The 18,177-nt window shown below is 33.0% G+C and carries 12 protein-coding genes; all 12 read right to left on the minus strand.

Going from position 1 to position 18,177, the window contains the following annotated elements:
- Window positions 1–15 precede the first annotated feature (15 nt).
- Window positions 16–183 carry a hypothetical protein gene (locus AO843_RS24470; RefSeq protein WP_156313932.1) on the minus strand — a complete coding sequence of 56 codons (168 nt, stop codon included), beginning with the start codon at window positions 181–183 and terminating at the stop codon, window positions 16–18.
- A gap of 13 nt (window positions 184–196) precedes the next feature.
- Complete coding sequence (locus AO843_RS03595; protein ID WP_054609793.1) at window positions 197–3,673, minus strand: hypothetical protein; 3,477 nt, start codon at window positions 3,671–3,673, stop codon at window positions 197–199.
- 42 nt (window positions 3,674–3,715) lie between these two features.
- Window positions 3,716–3,892, minus strand: a complete 177-nt coding sequence (locus AO843_RS24475; RefSeq protein WP_156313933.1) for a hypothetical protein — start codon at window positions 3,890–3,892, stop codon at window positions 3,716–3,718.
- 41 nt (window positions 3,893–3,933) lie between these two features.
- Window positions 3,934–6,753, minus strand: a complete 2,820-nt coding sequence (locus AO843_RS03600) for a phage tail spike protein (protein ID WP_054609794.1) — start codon at window positions 6,751–6,753, stop codon at window positions 3,934–3,936.
- A gap of 5 nt (window positions 6,754–6,758) precedes the next feature.
- Window positions 6,759–7,526 (minus strand): phage tail domain-containing protein, encoded by a 768-nt coding sequence (locus AO843_RS03605; protein WP_054609795.1) that lies wholly within the window; start codon window positions 7,524–7,526, stop codon window positions 6,759–6,761.
- 61 nt (window positions 7,527–7,587) lie between these two features.
- Window positions 7,588–13,797: a phage tail tip lysozyme gene (locus tag AO843_RS03610; RefSeq protein WP_054609796.1), complete on the minus strand. Its 6,210-nt coding sequence runs from the start codon at window positions 13,795–13,797 to the stop codon at window positions 7,588–7,590.
- Window positions 13,798–13,872: 75 nt separating this feature from the next.
- Window positions 13,873–14,391 (minus strand): hypothetical protein, encoded by a 519-nt coding sequence (locus AO843_RS03615; RefSeq protein WP_054609797.1) that lies wholly within the window; start codon window positions 14,389–14,391, stop codon window positions 13,873–13,875.
- A 64-nt stretch (window positions 14,392–14,455) separates the two neighbouring features.
- Complete coding sequence (locus tag AO843_RS03620) at window positions 14,456–15,454, minus strand: hypothetical protein (protein ID WP_054609798.1); 999 nt, start codon at window positions 15,452–15,454, stop codon at window positions 14,456–14,458.
- Between the two features lie 35 nt (window positions 15,455–15,489).
- Window positions 15,490–16,245 (minus strand): hypothetical protein, encoded by a 756-nt coding sequence (locus AO843_RS03625; protein WP_054609799.1) that lies wholly within the window; start codon window positions 16,243–16,245, stop codon window positions 15,490–15,492.
- Window positions 16,242–16,784, minus strand: a complete 543-nt coding sequence (locus AO843_RS03630) for a hypothetical protein (RefSeq protein WP_054609800.1) — start codon at window positions 16,782–16,784, stop codon at window positions 16,242–16,244. Before AO843_RS03630 ends, AO843_RS03625 begins: the two co-directional genes overlap by 4 nt.
- A gap of 260 nt (window positions 16,785–17,044) precedes the next feature.
- Window positions 17,045–17,524 carry a hypothetical protein gene (locus AO843_RS03635; RefSeq protein ID WP_054609801.1) on the minus strand — a complete coding sequence of 160 codons (480 nt, stop codon included), beginning with the start codon at window positions 17,522–17,524 and terminating at the stop codon, window positions 17,045–17,047.
- A 76-nt stretch (window positions 17,525–17,600) separates the two neighbouring features.
- Complete coding sequence (locus AO843_RS03640; RefSeq protein WP_054609802.1) at window positions 17,601–18,104, minus strand: sigma-70 RNA polymerase sigma factor region 4 domain-containing protein; 504 nt, start codon at window positions 18,102–18,104, stop codon at window positions 17,601–17,603.
- Window positions 18,105–18,177: the final 73 nt, after the last annotated feature.

The raw sequence follows: 18,177 nt of genomic DNA on the forward strand, positions 1-18,177 counted from the left end.
CTGTGTAGGATACGCCTAGAAAACAGGCTCTTTCGTTTCAGGATTGATTGAAGCTATGAAATACTTCATAGGGTAATAGGACTTCACTTCTAAGTCTACATAATCAACCTGACCTGTTTCCCATAGTTTTACACCTGTTTTAGAGTCGTAAAATACTCTGTTCCCTAAATGATAAACTGTCATAGAATTTCCCTCCTTATGAGCTACCGAAAGCCCTAACCATAAACGTAGAATTTGAGTTTTGAACTGGAATATCTAAAGTCCATGAATTACTTGAATTCGATATAGGAGTTTTTACATTAAACGTTGAAACTGGAACGGTATTTTTATTCCAAAATGCTATCTTAGTAGTGTCAGGTATACCGTTTAACTGTTCTGCAAAATACGTTGACGTCCAAATGTTAGTACCATTTGTTTGCCACACTTCTACAATTTGCGGTTTAAACCCAAAAGTGACACTAACTCTAGGGAATTGATACGATAAAGTACCATCAGCATAATAATACTGAATAGCATTTGTTGAAGAATTTACAGTACCTGAATAATAAGGAATACCTGTTTTAATAGCGTTGATATTAGCAATCATCGTGCTAAACGGTGCGTTTTTGTCAGTCGGTACACCTTTACCAGTAATAGCGACTGACAATCCGTCTTTACTATTACCTACATGTGTAAAAATCGACTGTTGTATTGGGTTAGAAATGATTGAACTTAGAGGATAGACGCCTCCTAGTATGATCTTTGTAGTATCTTCAGTGTTCAAACCTCTACCACTTATTCTGAATGATGCTTCAACGGTTAAGGGGTTGTTAATCTTCCTCTTATAAATAGGTATTACAAAGGCTTTACTACCTGCCACAGAAACTAATTCACCTACGTAGAAGTTTTCTGCAAAAGTAGGAGCCATTGAGACAATATTCATATCCTGATAGATTAAAGTACCTTCAGGTGTTAAACATAAATTGAAAATGATAAATGCTCCACCAGACGCATTACTGTTAGCGTATGTGCTAGCTAACTTCAACTCCACTGTACCTGAAAATGCGTTTGCAAAAGGTATTATCAGTTCTACAGCCTCTGATACGTCATTACGATCAAACACAGTCTCTCCAAAGTTTTTAGTGAATTGATACCTACTCAAATTAGTCATAACATTAGTGCTGTCAAGAGTATTCTTTTGCATCTTTTTGTCCGTTTCAGTCTTTAAAATTTTCACAGTTTCAGCAGAGGCTGCCTTAGTAGCTCCGCCTGTTGTAAAGTCGTTGACTATATCGGTGCTGTCTAAAACTTTAGTCCATTCGCCCTTTTCAGTAATGTTACCATTTTCATCAAAATACCATGTTGTCTTGTATATAGGGTTAGGTAGAAATGTAGTAGCACCTTTAATAATCATTGTTTTAATTACAATATTCTCAACTAAAATGACTTCGAGTTCTACAAATACATTACCTTTATTATGATAATCTGGTAGATCTGGAATAGTTCCGTTCACATCATAATCTACATAATAAGTTCCAGCCTCATTTAATAATACTATTTCATCAAACTTTAAAGTTTTAAGGAAATCACCTAAACCGTGATCTTTCGCCCATTGTTTAACACCATCACCACTTGCATTATTAATAGCGTTCTGAACGTCTTGACCTAACTTAGATAGACCTACTGAGCCATTGGTTAATCGTATCCCTGAAATGTCTGTACCATCAGGGATTGAGGGTAGGTTGCGTAAGACAACGATAATAACATTGTTATCTTCGATAGTAGTTTCAGGATTATCAGGAATACTCACCTGATAGCCTGTAGCTGCATCACCTGTCAATGTCCAAGACTCTTTATCTAAAAGCCCTGTATTGTGATACAGCAACATCGTGTCTGTCTCTGCATCATAAGTGTCTACAGGAACGTCCCATGATTTTTGAGACTCAATAGTTGTGGGTAGTGTATAGGCATTAAAATAAGCATTACCTAAGCCACCACCTGATTTAATGACTTCCTGCACTTCTTGAGAAAGCTTTTCTATTGTAATCGTTCCATCTTCTAACAAATTACCACTGAAGCGTTCAGTACCATCAGTAGGTAGATTTTTTAAAATAATAATATTAACATGATTGTCTTCAATCAATACCATGGGATTATCAGGTATATTCAACATATATCCATTTAATTTATCTCCTGAAATATTCCATGAATCCGATGGTAGATAAACTACATTGTGAAACACAATAATACTGTCATTATAGGCATCATAAGAATTAGTAGGCAATTTCCATGATTTTTGATTTTCTACTGTAGTAGGCAAGAAATAGGGAATTGCTTTAGTAAAACCACCGCCAGTACCATTCCCTAACCCTCCGCCTTCAATCCAACTAGAATCATTGATAATTACATTTAAAACTTTTGTACGTGATCGAGTGTAAGTTTTACCAGTAGATTTAGATATAGCAAAGTAAAACTCAGTAACTTCGTCATTTTTTTTACTGTAACCAACGTATGTATGGTAGTCTTCTGTTTCATCTGGCATTGTATTGTCGCCTTTTTGATGAATAACATTGTAGAATCCTGATTCACTTAAATTAAATAATTCTGATGGAGGCGTAATATCTTTAGCACTAGAAGTTCCAATCCCATGTTCATTAATAAAAGAAAGGAGGGTGTTCTCTGAGTTATTCAGTTCTGATTGTGTTATAGCGCCAATATCTTGAGCAGATAGGGGAACATTACCGTCAACATCTGGTGAAACTCCGTTCACTGTAGCTACGGAACCTGTTCCATCTATACCTCTCTGAGCAACTAATCTCCAATATGTATTTTCTCTAATAGGTAAAATAGGAAGGGGATTATTAATTGTATCTTGTAATGCAATCCAAGTAGAACCATTGCTAAGAACAGTGTTGTTTTTCTTATACTGTTTAGATATAACAAAATCACCAACAGATCTAGCTTCATTAATCAATAATTGTGCATTAGCAGTAGTTTGAACAGCTTCATCAATAGCACTATTAATATTGCTAATAGATTGGTTAGCAGTTTTGATAGTATTATCAACTTCTAATAAAGCCTCATTTACTTCATTTAGTTTTGTATCAGTAGTAAGTAGTTTATCATCCAGTATTACGATTTTATCATCTAGCTTATTTACCTTTGAATTAGCGTCTACAATGACTTGTTCGCCTCTATAAATGACATCCTTAGTGTCATTTGTTGCAGTAATAGCATTATTTGTTGCTTGTGTAACTTCATCTAGTTTTTCATTCAAAGCTCCAAGTGCATCTAATGCATTTTTACCACCTTCAACAATATCTCCGAGGGTTTCAATAACAGTATCTTCTTCTAATTTTGTATAAATAGAGTGAGGGCTATAAAAATGATTTCCTTCTCCTAAATATTTAAAATGCAGTTGTTTTCCTACATGAATTGTATTAAAAGTTACAAGTTTGTTTATGTAGTCAACCTTAAATCCATTCTCAGGAATTTTTCCATCTTTTATTTCAAACCAAGTAATTTCTTCGTCAGAGGTAACTATAACTTTATTTAATTCATTAGGAATTTCAGATAATAAAACTTTTCCATCATCTGTAACAACAAGTGACTCATTCATTTTGCAGAAAGGGGAGTCAGGTGTACCTTTTCTTCGTTCAATAACCACAGCAGGACTACCTTCGTATCTTTTCATAATTTACCTCCTATATAAAATAAAAAGGTATCTAATTCTCTATTAATTAGATACTTTGTGAATGCATTCGATATGATGTTTATTAACAATTATGTCTCCGATTTGTACAATGACACTTTCAGAATCGCTAATTGATTTTGTTAATTCTAATGCATCATAAGATTCAACTTGTGTTTCAAACTCTTTGTTATTTTGTAAAATCACTTTAATTGTATCCATAGCTTCCTCCGTTTAAATAATATTTATATTTTATTAAATAATTAGGTATTGTATCCCATTAATGCCTGAACAAAAACAGTTGCATCTATTCTTCCTAGTTGACTACTATACAAATCAATAGTATTCCACTGACCTTTGTTTAAGTAAGGTGTAATATTCAAGTCGTGTCTATCTACATTAAACTTTCCTCCCAACTCATAATCTCGATTCACACCGTTAATATGTACAGATAGTTGTCTAGCATATGTACTTTTATAAATACCATGTTGAATAGGGTGAGAGTGAGCAGGTACTGAAAATGAATGAGAATGAGATGGAACATTAACCGTATGATCGTGCGATGGAACATTGAATGAATGAGAGTGAGCAGGTACTGAAAATGAATGAGTGTGATTAGGTATTTCGATTTCATGGCTATGCTTAATTACATATCTGTACTGGTGACTATGTCCAGTTGAGTTTGGCTCAGTTGTTCCGTATGCGTATTCAACGTTTATTCCTCTATCTAATGTAGGTTGCACTATTCCTCCGCCACTTTCAGTAGTTTTTGATACTCCACCATCACTTAATGTCGAGCCATATGTACCTCCACCTGAACTTGTAGACGTATAAGCACCACCACCTCCATCAGTAGACGAGTATGTGCCACCTCCACTTTCAGTAGTTTGACTATATGCTCTAAATTGTAAGAGTTTGAAACGTAACATTACCTTTTTTATAGACAGTGTTTCTTGTGGGATGAAGACTTCCAAAGTAAGTGGATTGTAACCATCTACATTGTCAACTGAATTTTGTTGCCAAGTTTGTAACATTCCATTTTCATCTAAAATAGTTTGATTTCCAGTTTTATCAAATAACTGAAGACCGTATACCCCTTTTGTATATTCGCCTAGTTTAACTCGTGGCTTTTGGTTTAAATCTTGAATGGTCAATAAGTTACCATTGATTGTGAATGTGCCATTACTATCACCAATAATTAATTTCTCACCAAGTAGGAGTTTACCAATTATTCTTTCACCAATAATTCCTTCAGGTGTAATGGCATGCTTAAATGTATTTCCTCCATCATTGGATAACCCGACTACTCCATGCTGCATAACTAATAATCGTTTAGGGTCGTTAGGATCAGTAATTACAATACCTTTTCTAGATATATCTACGCTTTCATTAACTCCTGCTTTTATTTCTCTATCAATAGCAGACCAAGTATCATTAAGTATTTGACCAATTTCATGTGTATTTTTAGTTGTTTCATCCCATTTAAACTTAGACATATCAAGAGTAGTTGAGCTAGACACAGTACGATTAAATAACTCTTTAAGTGTCATAAATCCATTCTTAATATCATGAGCATTTGCTATTTCAATACTTAAACTATTACTGTCTTCAGCATGTTTGATAGATATAATTTTTGCTAGTATGTCTATACCGAAATTAGGGTACTTAATGGTTACCAAATCACCTAAAACCAACTTATCCCAATCTCTTTGACATTTTGTTACGTTTAAAAAGTCCACCATATCAATAGAGTAGGAGATACGAGGTTGACTTACTTTTAGTAATTCTTTTTTACCTTCTTCATATAAATCATCAACCTCAAAAATACTTGTATTTGACCAAACTAATTCATTTGCAAATTTTTCACGTTCAATAATTTGATCACGAGTAAAGTTATTTTCAATCGCTATTGTATTTTTTAATACAGTAATTTCATTATCAATACTCTGTAAAGAGTTTTTAACGGTATCTATTTCAGTATTCTTACTTGCAATCTCAGCTAGTTTATTTATTTTCTGTGTTATGAGAGCATCTGTAGGCTTCATTGTCGCATTTGCTACAGCTAATTCATCTTCAATAGTATTTAATTGAGTTTGTAGTACAAATAACCCATTTTGCTTTGCTTGTAAGTTTTCTTGAAGAGGCTTTTTACGTTCTAGCATATTTGTAAATTCACCTTGTTTGCTATCTAATAAAGCATTGTAATCAAGAATGGCATGACAAAGAGAGTCAGTCATATAATTAGAATGAGATACTATTTCTCTGGTAATATCATCACGTTTAAAAGGGTACATGTAGAAATCAAATGATTCTATAAATGGAACGCCAGTAGGATTTACACTTGCAAAAGAGATTCCTTCATTACCATATACATATAATCTTGTAACTACTGAATCGAAGTCAGGATTTTCTTCTAATGATTTTAAATACTTTCCATGTTCAATAGATAGTCCTTTATTTGTACCAATGTCTTCATTCTTGTAGAAGTTAATTTTCTTATTAGTGGTATCCCATATGATTACAGCGTCATACAAGTCAGATAAATCACCAATAAACTCGATTAAACCTTGTTGGCTAACATCAAATGTACGATGTTTTAGAGCAATATCTACATCAATATAGCCAACTGACCAATCAGATTTAGTAAGTAAAGTTTCATTTAAAACACCTTCTGACCCAACATCAGCGTATAAGGGTTTCGTACCACTGAATTCACGAATAATCTTTTTATTAAGCTCATAGGGAAGTAAATAGCATTGAACATTCTTGACTTCCACACCATTATTAGTAGTGTTTTTAGGATTAGTGATGATAAAATATTCTTTTTCATTTCCACGTTCATATCGAACTAAGTAATGTCCACGAATCAAATCAACATTCTTATTTCGCACATATTTATGATTACGATTTACCAGATAGGGAATATCAAATGACAATTCATGAATTCCATTGTAATTAGTTGACAGGTTTTTATTATAAGCTTCAGTTAATTCAGCAATTGTTGTTCTGTCTGGTTTACATAAATATAATCGTGATTTTTCGGGCTTTTTATATCTATCAATTATTCCTAACAGGGTAGACACCTCCTTTATCCTTTGATGTGGTATTGATACCTAAATGTTAAACTACATGCACCTGTTATTTCTAATCTATTTATACCTCTTACTAACTCAAGGTAGTTATTATTGAAGTTATCATAGCGATAAGTGAGGGGAATATCTGTTGCAATATGATGATGTTCATTGTCTACATAAATTGTTTCTCCATTAGCGATATTTATAAATTTAAAATCTTTACCACCATTAGATAGGTTTCTGATTTGAAAGTTACCAGCGTCTATATTGTAAATCCATATTTCCGGATAAATTACATCGTCACCAGCATTATTAAATTCAATGAGGGTAGGGAGTGTGATGTTCGTTAATTCATATCGCTTTTCTTGGATAGGTGAACGTGCGTAAGGGGAGTCATTCAGCATTGTTACTTCTATGTAGCCATCACCCATACCATTATGAGTTAACTCTACTAACCCTTGATACTGAAAATAATAATATCGATCAGGCTCATCGTCTGTATAAAATTCTTCAAATGTAGAAGTATCTAGCCATCTAGCAACTTCTCTACGTTTCCTATCTGTCCAATATTCACCATCTACGCATGCTAGTACAAGTCTAAACTCTAATGGATCATAATCTGAGCCGAATACATATGGTATATTGTTTCCTGCAATCTTTTCAGACAGTATTTTCTTATTCGACAAATAATTTGTCTGATGCAATCCACCATTAAGGCTTACCATACAGACACCAATTTCTGAAGAATGCCTCCCATTGTAATAAAAATGAATTGAATCCACGTTGGATATACACCTCCTAAAATATAAAAAGGAAAGAGTTTAAGGTCTTTCTTTTCATTTGTTATCGCAATTTAAATCCATAAGGCTTCATTTTATCAATTAGTCTATTCATACCTTGATCAAGTAATCTTTCTATATCTAAATTAGCGTTCTGAGATACACTATCAATAGACAGTAAATTATCAATGTGAATTGTGCTACCTTGAGGAAGTAATTTAGTAAAGTCAGGCATTACAGCCCGAATATTTGTAAACATATTAGATATATTACTTTCCGGAACCATTAGCTCTCGTTTAAGGGCAAGCACAGTTTCTTCACTTGGTTTGGTGTTAAAAAGTTTGTGGGTAAGTTCAGTCAAACGATTTCCCTTACCACCTACAATACCACCATTATGATATTTTTTTAGATTCTTTAACGCTTCATATGAACCGTCTTGAAAGCCCCATTGTTTACGTAATTTTTCATTTTCGTAATTTAACTGTACTTTTTCTGAATTTGATGCAGAATCCCATGCTTTTTTATTCGCTAAATATTTTTGCCAAGCATCGTCTCTTGGATATGTGTTGTTAGGTTTTGAATTATTAGTGTTTGAATTAGAAATTAATGAACCATTGTTTAAATTTAAATTTGGACTAGGTACAGATACGCTACTTAAACTTCCTTGTACTTGCGTGATTCTGTAAATTTGATTTTCTAAGTCTTGCCAACTTAAACCTAATTCTAGCAGTAGATCTTTATTCATCATTTTGAAAGTATCTAAGAAGCCACTTAATTTTGTACTCATTCCATCAACATTACCATTAATGATTTGAGAACGTAACTCTGCATAAGATTGTTCATTATTAATTAATTCTGTATACTGATTGACAATATCTCTACGTTCTTTATCTAATCGATCCTGTGTTTCTTTATATTTTTTTTCTTCTAATTCTTTCTTTGCTTTTAAGTCATTGTTGTATAACTCTAACTGTTTGTCTAGTGTGTCTTTTGCTGCATTATAATTATTATCCTCAAGTTCTTGTATTGCTTCGTATTGAGTTTGATAGGAGTCTAATTCATCTTGTAAATTTTGCTCACGTAATTCATATTGTCTATCGCTTTGTTTCTCGGCAATTAGTTCTCGAATATCTACCAGTTCTTCTTCGAGTTTTTTACGCTGTAGTTTTGCCTCCCTTGAATCATCCATCGATAATTCATTGATTTTACCCACAATAGTGGTTTCTTCTTTTTGAAGCTTTTCAATATCCTTATTGAAACCTTCTTCAGCTCGTTGTTTTCTCGTTAATTCAAGCTGGCGATTGATAGCATCTTCAAATGCTTTAGATTCCTTTTCTAACTTATCCATCTTGTCTTTATGAGCTGTATCAAGATCTTGCATTTGTTTTTTTATGGAATCTTCGTATGCTTCAGCTTGATCTTCAAAGTATTTTACTGTTTCTTTATAAGTGTCCTCAGCTGTTTTAATTTCTTTGTCTTTTAATGCTAATGCATAATCACGTTGTTGACCGTATGCCTCTTTCATAGCACTAATTAACTCATCAGCTATACTTGAATTAGTTTGCATAATTTCAGCTTGAACCTCTAGCCAAGCAGAAGATAGCTCTTTCAATCGATTCGTTTTTTGTTCCATCTCTTTATTTGATAGCTTTTCAAGTTGTAAGGACTTACGCAATGCTTCAGCCTCAGCTTCATATGCTTTTTGCTTACTATACAATGCGGATACAATGTTCTTCTGTTCATTATTGTATTCTTTACTACCTTTAGTATATAAGCCCATTAGCGTGTTAGATTGAGAAATAGTGTCATTTAATTGTTCGATTTTTCTATCAAACTCATTAATCTTACTATTTTCAATTTTCACGTCTATACCTTCTATATTTTCCTTAATATCCCACCAAGCTAGGGAGAGTTCACTTAATTGAACTGATAATTCATCTTTAAATTCAAGGGATAGATCAGTCCGTTTAAGTTGTTCTCGAATGAAATTTGCCTCTTTATGTAATAAAGATTGTTTATATTTTTGATGTTTAGTTTCATTTTCTAATTCAGTTCGATAAGCCTGAGAATGTTCTAGTTGTTGATTAGCAAGAATATTTGACATTTTAATAGAGCGATCTATACCTGCAATAAGAGCATCATAATATGAAAGACTGCCTCTAACTTTTTCATCATATAGATCTACGAGTGAAGATTCACTAGCACGTACCTCTTTTTGTGCGTTTAAATAATTTGAAATTCCTTGGTCAATAGCTTCTTGGCTTGTATCAAAGATAGAGATTGCTCCATTGGAACCTGCAAACTGACTGTAATATTGGTTAGCATAATCTTGTCGTTTACCAACAGCAGAACCACCTGAATGTTCAAATAACCTTTCAAATTCTGACGCATGTTGGGAAATTGTTAAGTCATTTCGTTTGAGAGAGGTCAGAGCATTTTTTTTAGAGCCATTTAGTTCTTTCCATGCAAAATCTAATTGAACTTGAATATCATTCCAGGATTTACCTAGTGACTTTGCATATTTTTCTAAATCGATTTTACGTGAACCAAACCATTGCAATAAACCTGATGCGCCACTAGTTTTATTGACAGCGCTTGCGCTAAAGCTAGATTCCTGAGCAATATTCCCCATAATTCCAGCAATGGCATTGTCATTTAAGCCTTTATTTCTAAAGTAATTCCATACAGTTGCTTGTGTTGAATTTCCTTGTACGCCATTTTTAGCTTGTTGGATATAATTCGAGGGATCAATCCAGCTATTTCCTGATTTTACTCCATAATGTAGGTGAGAACCATCGCCTCTACTTTTATCAACATTTCCTGTGTTACCAATAGTACCAAGTTTAGTTCCAGCTGTTATTTGTTGACCTTTGACAACAGCTATATCATTCATGTGAGCGTAGTAATGCTTATTGCTATTAGTATCCTCAATGATTACAAGATTTCCATATGACCCATGTTCACCAATAGTATCTGCATTACCTGCTTTCAAAACTTTACCATTAATATTAGCTTCAAGAACGTCCCCAATTTTACCATCAATATCGATACCGTAGTGCACTTCAGAACCACGTTTACCATAGCCACTAGTTATTGTACCTAACCATCCTTTAGGCTTAACCGTACCTGAAGTAGATGATTGGGTAGGGGAACTACTTGTAAGAGTACCAGTTTTTTGAATCTTCCCAGACTCAACTTGTTTTTTTAAGGAAGCCTCTTGCTCCTTCAACACCTTTAGCTTTTCTTTCTCAAACTTAATTTGTTCATCTAAAGCGTTTTGATATTCTTTAGAGTGCTTAGGAACTCTAGCAGCTATATGTTGTTGTTTCTCAATTTCAAAATTTAACTCTTCTAGTTTTTGCTTGTATTTATCAGTTATGTAGATAGATTCTTTAATTGTAGCATTGGAATCTTTTAGAGCTTTAGTAGCACCTTTTTGTGTTTTAGTAACATTACTGGTCGCTTTATCTGATTTTCCTATTGCATCAACTATACTTAAAAGAGAATCGGCATCTGATGATTGAGTACCTGCAAGGGTAGCTAGTTCAGCTTGTTTAAATTTTGTTTTATCATATGCTTGACTTGCTAATCTTTCCGCAATTAACGAGTCAGTATCATTAAAATTTTTCCCTTTATCTTCAGTGACTTTACCTCTCTTGTTGATGATAGCAGCATGGCTAGATTGAAGTTGATCTAATGCTCTAATTTCGGCATTAATAGTGTTGATACGCTTATTAGTTTCTTCTAGATGAACCATCGTAGCTTTGCCTTCAACACTCATCTTACCAGCAGCAACTAAAGCATAAGCACTAAGCAATGCTTGATTTGCTTTATTTTCAGCTGTAATAATTGCAATAGCTTGTTCACGCTGTTTAGACGTACCATTTAATAAGTTAGTTAATTGAGGATATAAAGCAGATAATAACTTAAGTGAATTTGCTAATGACGATTCTTGCTTTTCGGTACGTTCCGACACATTACCTAAAAACTCAATAACAGTTATTGAATCTGAAACTGCTTTAGTTTGGGCGGCAGATACACCTACTATTTGCTCTTGAGCCGATGAGAGTTCTTTTAATTTCTTGACTTGTTTTTCGAGTGCATTTGTAGCTTCGTCAGCTGATTGTGAGAATTTATCTGTACCTTCACTACCATCTTTAGTACTTGCAATGTACTGATCTATACTCATTCCAGCTTTTTTAGCTTCTTCACCAAGTCGCTTTTGTTCATCTACAGCTTTTTGATGAGCATTATTTAGTACATTTATAACAGCAGCTCTATCTTCTTCATTTTTAATAACATCTTTTAATAGAGATGGTAAATCTTCTAATATTTTTTTTGCATTTTCAGATGCCTTGTTGAACCCTTCTTCACTTGTAGCTTGAGATAAACTACTAAATGCAGTTGTAATATCTCCAACAATTTTATTAGCATCCTCCGATAAATTCTCAGAAAACATGGTAGAGAGGGCATCTTTTACATCTGATAAACCATCCACATCTGACAACTTAATTAGACTGGCAGATAATGTTTGACTAAGAACTTTTTCACTATCACTTAACTCGTTATTTTTTAGAATAATAGCTTCAACTGAATCTATATAATCTAATTTTAATTTTGATACATATTCAATTTCTTGAGATGAAACAGCCTCAAGATCTTTTAAATGAGTTCTAAAAGTTCCTTCTAACCTACTATAGTATTTAGCTAAATCAGTGTCGCCATTTTGTTCAGCGGTCTTTCTTTTATTCGTAACATCTTCTAATTTTTTCTCTATTTTTTCTACAGTGTTAAAGGCAGGATTACCCTCATTATCAACAATATCAATTATATATTCTGCACCTATACCATGATGATATAGGTTATTAGTCATTTTTACTCTACTCTCAACTTTATCAAATAATTTATTTTTTTCTTTAGAAATATCTACTAGTTCTTTTTCGTTTACAACGATTCTTTTATCACGTTTATTTGTTTCTTCAATATCCTTTTTCTCTTTTTCAATTTCTAATTGCTCTCTAAGTAATTCAAGTTTTACTTTTAATGCATCAGATGAACCGATTACTTTGTTACCAAATTCATCTTCCCCAGCAGCCAGAGAAGGGAGAAGATTAGCTATTTCATTTTGAATATTATGATATTCTGTCAACGTATGATTATCAGCATGTCCTTTGTTGACAATTTCACTTAATCTCTCATATTTTGGAATCAATTCATCAAGTGTATCTGAATTTTGTCCATAGGATTCAAGCATCTGTTGATTTGCAATTTCAATCTCCTGAGCAAATTGCTTTGCCTCGGCTCTGGCATTCATAAATTGATTTATCAGCCATTCTCCTGCAAGTAATCCAGCTCCAACCCCGGTAGTGGCAAGAAGCCCTTTTCCAAATGCTGCAAGGCCGCCAACTGCTGATCCACCAGAACCACCATTATTTGTTGTGGTTTCTTCCACAGCCGTAGGTCTAATTTTATTAATTAATTCTGTTAATTCTACTGCCCTAGCAGTTCCATCAATAATTGAGGTTAAGAAGTTAGTAGAACTTTTTGCCGCTGCATTAGCGTTGCTCCCAAATGCGATAATATCTTGGTTCATCTTCTCTAACTGGCTTGATATATCGGATATGCCTGCAATGCTTAAGCCTTTACCAAGCTGGATATTGGTAAGTTGGTTGTTTAATTCAGCGACTTGGGCTGTTAGTTGTTCAAAGCTGGACGTGTCTATATATGATGTTTGTAGCTCATAAATACTAGATAAATTGGTTTCTAGGATTTGTAGGTCTTGCTGTGCTCCCTGAATGCCGTTTAGCTTGAATTGATTAATAGCAACAGTTTCCATTTCTGTTTTGAGCTGTGTGATTAATTTACGAAGAGTTTGAAGTTCATTTGTTGGGATTTTTACGAGTTGCTTATAAAAGGAGCTTACATTTATTTTTAAATCGTCAAATGTTTCATTCAGTGTGTCTACAGCTTTAATCGAATCGGTCACTTGCTGTTTGACATCTTCAAAAATTACTAGGGGAGCGGAGACGTCAGTGCCAATGTTTGTTAGCTTTTCATTTAAAGTATCTACTTGCTGCTCCAATGCTTGGATTTGTTTGCCATAATCAATAAAGAGCTGGCTATTATAGCCTTTAACATCTAAGTTAATTGTTAGACTTGGTATGTTTTTTAATTGTTTAAGATATGTATGTATATTTTTTTTTGAAATTATCTCGTTGATACCAAGAGCAACCAATAGCTCAGTTGGTTTTTTCTGTTCACCACCAGTACTCAAGCGACTTTTCCCTCCTAATTAAGACCAATGAAAATGCAGCTACGATTTGTAAACGGTAGCTAAATGGTCAATCGATTAATTTTTATTTACTAAGGTTTTAACATTTGTATAGGCATTAACAGCTTGTAATTGTTGGTGCAGCTCTTTTTCAAGCTCTAAATATTTAATACTTAAATTAAGTCGTTTACTGATTTCATCTAAAGTACGAGAAACTTCGTCAAATGTGAACATCTCCAATAAAAACACCTCATACAAACCGATATCGATTAGCTGATGCATCGTAGCAAAATGTGTTTCAATGGATTTATCTTTTAATTCGGCTTGTAGGCTAGTAAAATGTTTAATTATTAAAAATAAAATATAATGATCTAATTCATGATCATTGTTGAAAAAATCAAGCTTATGCCGCTCAACATAAGCTATTGTATGGGATAGATCATTAATTAAAATCGTTACTTTACGTTTACTAAATTTAGGATAATAGTAAATAAATTTTTCTTGATCTTTATCTAGATAAAACTTTTGATTTGTATTAACAGATTCTGCGTTTTTTTGAATATCTGTTAATGTAAGTTTTGTTTCACGTTTTGCCATGCTCAACCTCCGATATTAAAATAAATGGGTAGAAAAAATTTCTACCCATTTTACATTAATTTATTTAAATAATATCAACAACAAGCTTTTCACTGTAAGTACCATCAGTGATTTCAATAATTGTTTGATCATTGACTGTAGCAGAAGCTCCTAAAACAACAACACCATTTGCATTTACTGTAGCAATAGCTGGGTCCTTTGATGTCCAAGTTAGCTCATTATTCTGTACAAGGACGTTGGCGTAGCCTGCACCACGAATACCTAATACTGTAATAGTTTGTGAATCGCCAGCAACAGTAGAGTCTAGAACTACATGGGAAGGGCTTGCGGCAAGTGCTGTAAACTGAACTTTTTCCTCAGATAAATTACGAAGTTTGATATAAGCATAATTTCCTTTTTTATCAGCAAGTGAGCTACCAGCTAGGGAAGAAGAAGCAACACCTTCATGTGTCATTGAAACTTCGATCGCTCCATTTGGCTTGAAGTTTGGTACTTCAATAATTACTTCACCAGTTTTTCCACTATTAGAGCGAATATCTACATTTAGTTCCATACGTACCGCTTTCGGGAAGGAATCTGCAGAAACTTCAATTGTATCCATCATTTCTTGCACCACATAGATAACCTGAACCTCTTTTCCAGCTAAGACAGGGACAGAAATTTCTTTACCAGTAGGTGTATATTGTGTGAAAGTACCATTTAACTGTTCCACATGTACCTTACCTAGAGGAGTTTCAGCTAATGTACCTTTACCAGTAGCATCAAGTAAAATAATTTCATCTGTATAGTATTCAGCTAATTGATGATTGATTTCTGTACCATTTTGTAAAGCAATGTATGCAGTATCAAAGGCTGCATCTTCAATGGAGAATGTTAATTCCTTTTGATAGTTAAGTTCATATACTTTTTTAGAGCCTTTACCCGCATAAATAGCCTGAGTTTGAATTGCTTGTGTCATAGATGAGTTAAGTAATGTTTTACCATTTAAAATTAATTCACCTGTTAAACGATCAAATAAACGAACATTTGCTACTGAAGTTAAAAATTGATTTTGTTGTGACATATAAATTACCATCCTTTTAGTTATAATTTTATTGTTTAACTAGGTTCAAGACCTAGTTTTTTCATTTGTTGATCAAATGTCGATTTTGTTATAATGACATCTTCATTTTTCTTTGGTTCTTCAATATACCCTAACCAATGGGGGAGATCTTGGTCATTTTTAAATTCGATTATCCCAGAATAACGCGCATTAAGAATGGCATCGCTACTTACCATATAATCCATACGAATTAAGCCCTTATGGAATTGATATAATGTTAAATGTTCAATCTCATGGTAGGGTAACCCTGATTTACAATGATAAGCAATGATTTGTTGCTCAAAATCTGCCTGTCTTGTTTTTCTTTTAGCCATAAATGCACGCGCCTCTTGGATAGCTTTTTTTGTACCAGGATCGATAAATTCATCATCTAAATCAATAAGATTTTGTTCACTAATAATGGTTTTGATTTTATCGAAATCACGCTCATTTAAAGTGACGCCATCGACAATCATAAATACCATACCTTTTTCATTCGTTGAAATTTGAATTTCCTCAGTTTTAAAAACTAAACGGTATAATGAAATTAATTTATCTAGTATTCCATGTCCACCATCATTTTGAGAGATAGATAGTAAAAAAAAGAGGTAAGACATTCTAATGATTTCCGGCTGTTGAAAATCGTTTTTTGGTAAAAGTAAGCACTGTACAGCATCATAAAATTCGTCCGCGTCCTTCATTTTTACAGGATAAATATTTAACCCTTTATATAAAAGAGGTTTTCCAAAAGCCTTTTTGGTGGTGATGTTCATGATCTATAACCTGTAGGTTGTTGTCCTGAGGGCATAATGTAACTCCAGCGATAACCAACAAAACCTTTTGGTAAATTGGTGATGGGGAGTCCACTATGGAATCTTAAATCCCCAAATTCTTCAATATCCTCTTGAAACAACACCTCATTTAGCACTTCACCAAGCCAATCAATACGAAAATCAATATTATTGACAGAATCAGGTGTATAAATATCAAAAATATATTGCTGAGTGCTTGAGTAGGGATTATCCGTAAATTGATTGATGTTTTTTATATAATTTTTTTGGGGCAACCGAGGTCCTGTATATAAACAAATTCTACAAAAGTTTGTTTCTAGCGATAAATCACTAGGTTTATCACCAATAACGATTAAATTTTTAAGTATATGTTCTTTCTCGGGTAATTGAGAGACATCCAATTTTGATTCGTCTAGTGGATCATCGAATTGATCTTTTGGTATGTAGTACAGCAAACGCAGAAGTTTTTCATTATTTATTAATGAGTGATAAAATTCAGTTATATTTTTTACAATGTTCATTCTCCTTTATCGCCTCCAAAAAAGAGTGTAATTTTGAAGGTTTCATCATTAAAAATACTTTACATTCATTTATCCATACAATAGGCATCACCTTCTTTCATTTATTTATAAGGATTCATACTAGCTTATTTAAACTGTGTGCATTAAAAGTCTAAGCAACTTAATTATGAAGATGAAACCTTCATGATAGGTCTGTATAAGGAAGAAATACAGACCTATTAGAAAATTTCATTTTTAATATGTATTTTAAATTAATTCACTTATTGAATGGACTCTTCATCTAAATCCTCAATGCCAAGTGCAAGAGCTTCAAAATATGAGGTATTTGAAAATGTATTATGTCTGTTAGATCCTTTTTTTATTTCTTTCTGTTTATAATGGGAGAGTACGTAATTATCTTGTAATCGATGCGGTGTACTTTGATTATTAAGTAATTTTGCTAATTCTCTCCGCCTTTTATTCCGCTTTTTAGCTTCCTTAATATATTTTAAATTTTCTTCCTCTAATAAAAGCTCTTCTCTAGTAAAATATCCTTTGGTCATATAATACCCAAGCATATCCAATAAAACGATCGTATGATGAGCTTGTGAGGTAATATTTAAATATATTTCTAAAGAGATCTCTTCGCCTCCATAAACGATTTTCTCATTTTCTAATATTGATTGTATGTATTGAACTCGCTCTTCTATTGGAAGCTCTAGATTTAATTCAATTATCGTATGTGGTAATTGTATTTTCATATTAATTCTCCTTCTACTTATTAGGGTGACTAGTGTAGGTTATAATCTAAGTTTTTCGCCCAAACGTATGATGTATTTATTTTTTACATTTTTTACATTGGGAATGGAACAAATCTCTACTGCTGCTATTCAAACTAAAAAATTCATCTGTAGCAGGAAGAATATCATGACATTTACTACATTTTTTTGTTTTTAATCTTAATTTATTAATATAAGTTACTTTTCTCCATTGTCTATCATTCTCTTGTTTAATTTTTAGACAGATTGTATTAAATCTACTTCCAACAGTTTTAACGGGAATTCCTAAGATTTTCGCGATGGTATAATAGGAGTAGTCTTTAGTAATATAAGATAGTAGCTTAATTTGTTCTTCATTCAATGATTTTTTAATTAATTTATCTAAATCCGCAAATAGACTGATGACATCTGTGTTCATTTTTAAAGAATTTGTTGCACAAGCACCTTGATTAAAATTTGTATCATCAATCGATCCTCTAAAAGTTAACAGCTCTTTTATAACTGTTATATCAGATAATACTAACTGATTATATTTCGTATCCTTACTTGTTTGAAAAGCCATGCCATATCCATCCCCTTTTGTTTTTCCATATTTATGCTTTTATATTATAATCCTATTATAAAATAAATCAATA

The sequence above is a fragment of the Lysinibacillus sp. ZYM-1 genome (genome assembly GCF_001308875.1).
Lineage (GTDB): Bacteria > Bacillota > Bacilli > Bacillales_A > Planococcaceae > Lysinibacillus.

Coding starts and splice junctions, on each gene's coding strand:
- AO843_RS24470 (WP_156313932.1), bottom strand. CDS start 183: ATGACAGTTTATCATTTAGGGAACAGAGTATTTTACGACTCTAAAACA.
- AO843_RS03595 (WP_054609793.1), bottom strand. CDS start 3,673: ATGAAAAGATACGAAGGTAGTCCTGCTGTGGTTATTGAACGAAGAAAA.
- AO843_RS24475 (WP_156313933.1), bottom strand. CDS start 3,892: ATGGATACAATTAAAGTGATTTTACAAAATAACAAAGAGTTTGAAACA.
- AO843_RS03615 (WP_054609797.1), bottom strand. CDS start 14,391: ATGGCAAAACGTGAAACAAAACTTACATTAACAGATATTCAAAAAAAC.
- AO843_RS03620 (WP_054609798.1), bottom strand. CDS start 15,454: ATGTCACAACAAAATCAATTTTTAACTTCAGTAGCAAATGTTCGTTTA.
- AO843_RS03625 (WP_054609799.1), bottom strand. CDS start 16,245: ATGAACATCACCACCAAAAAGGCTTTTGGAAAACCTCTTTTATATAAA.
- AO843_RS03630 (WP_054609800.1), bottom strand. CDS start 16,784: ATGAACATTGTAAAAAATATAACTGAATTTTATCACTCATTAATAAAT.
- AO843_RS03635 (WP_054609801.1), bottom strand. CDS start 17,524: ATGAAAATACAATTACCACATACGATAATTGAATTAAATCTAGAGCTT.
- AO843_RS03640 (WP_054609802.1), bottom strand. CDS start 18,104: ATGGCTTTTCAAACAAGTAAGGATACGAAATATAATCAGTTAGTATTA.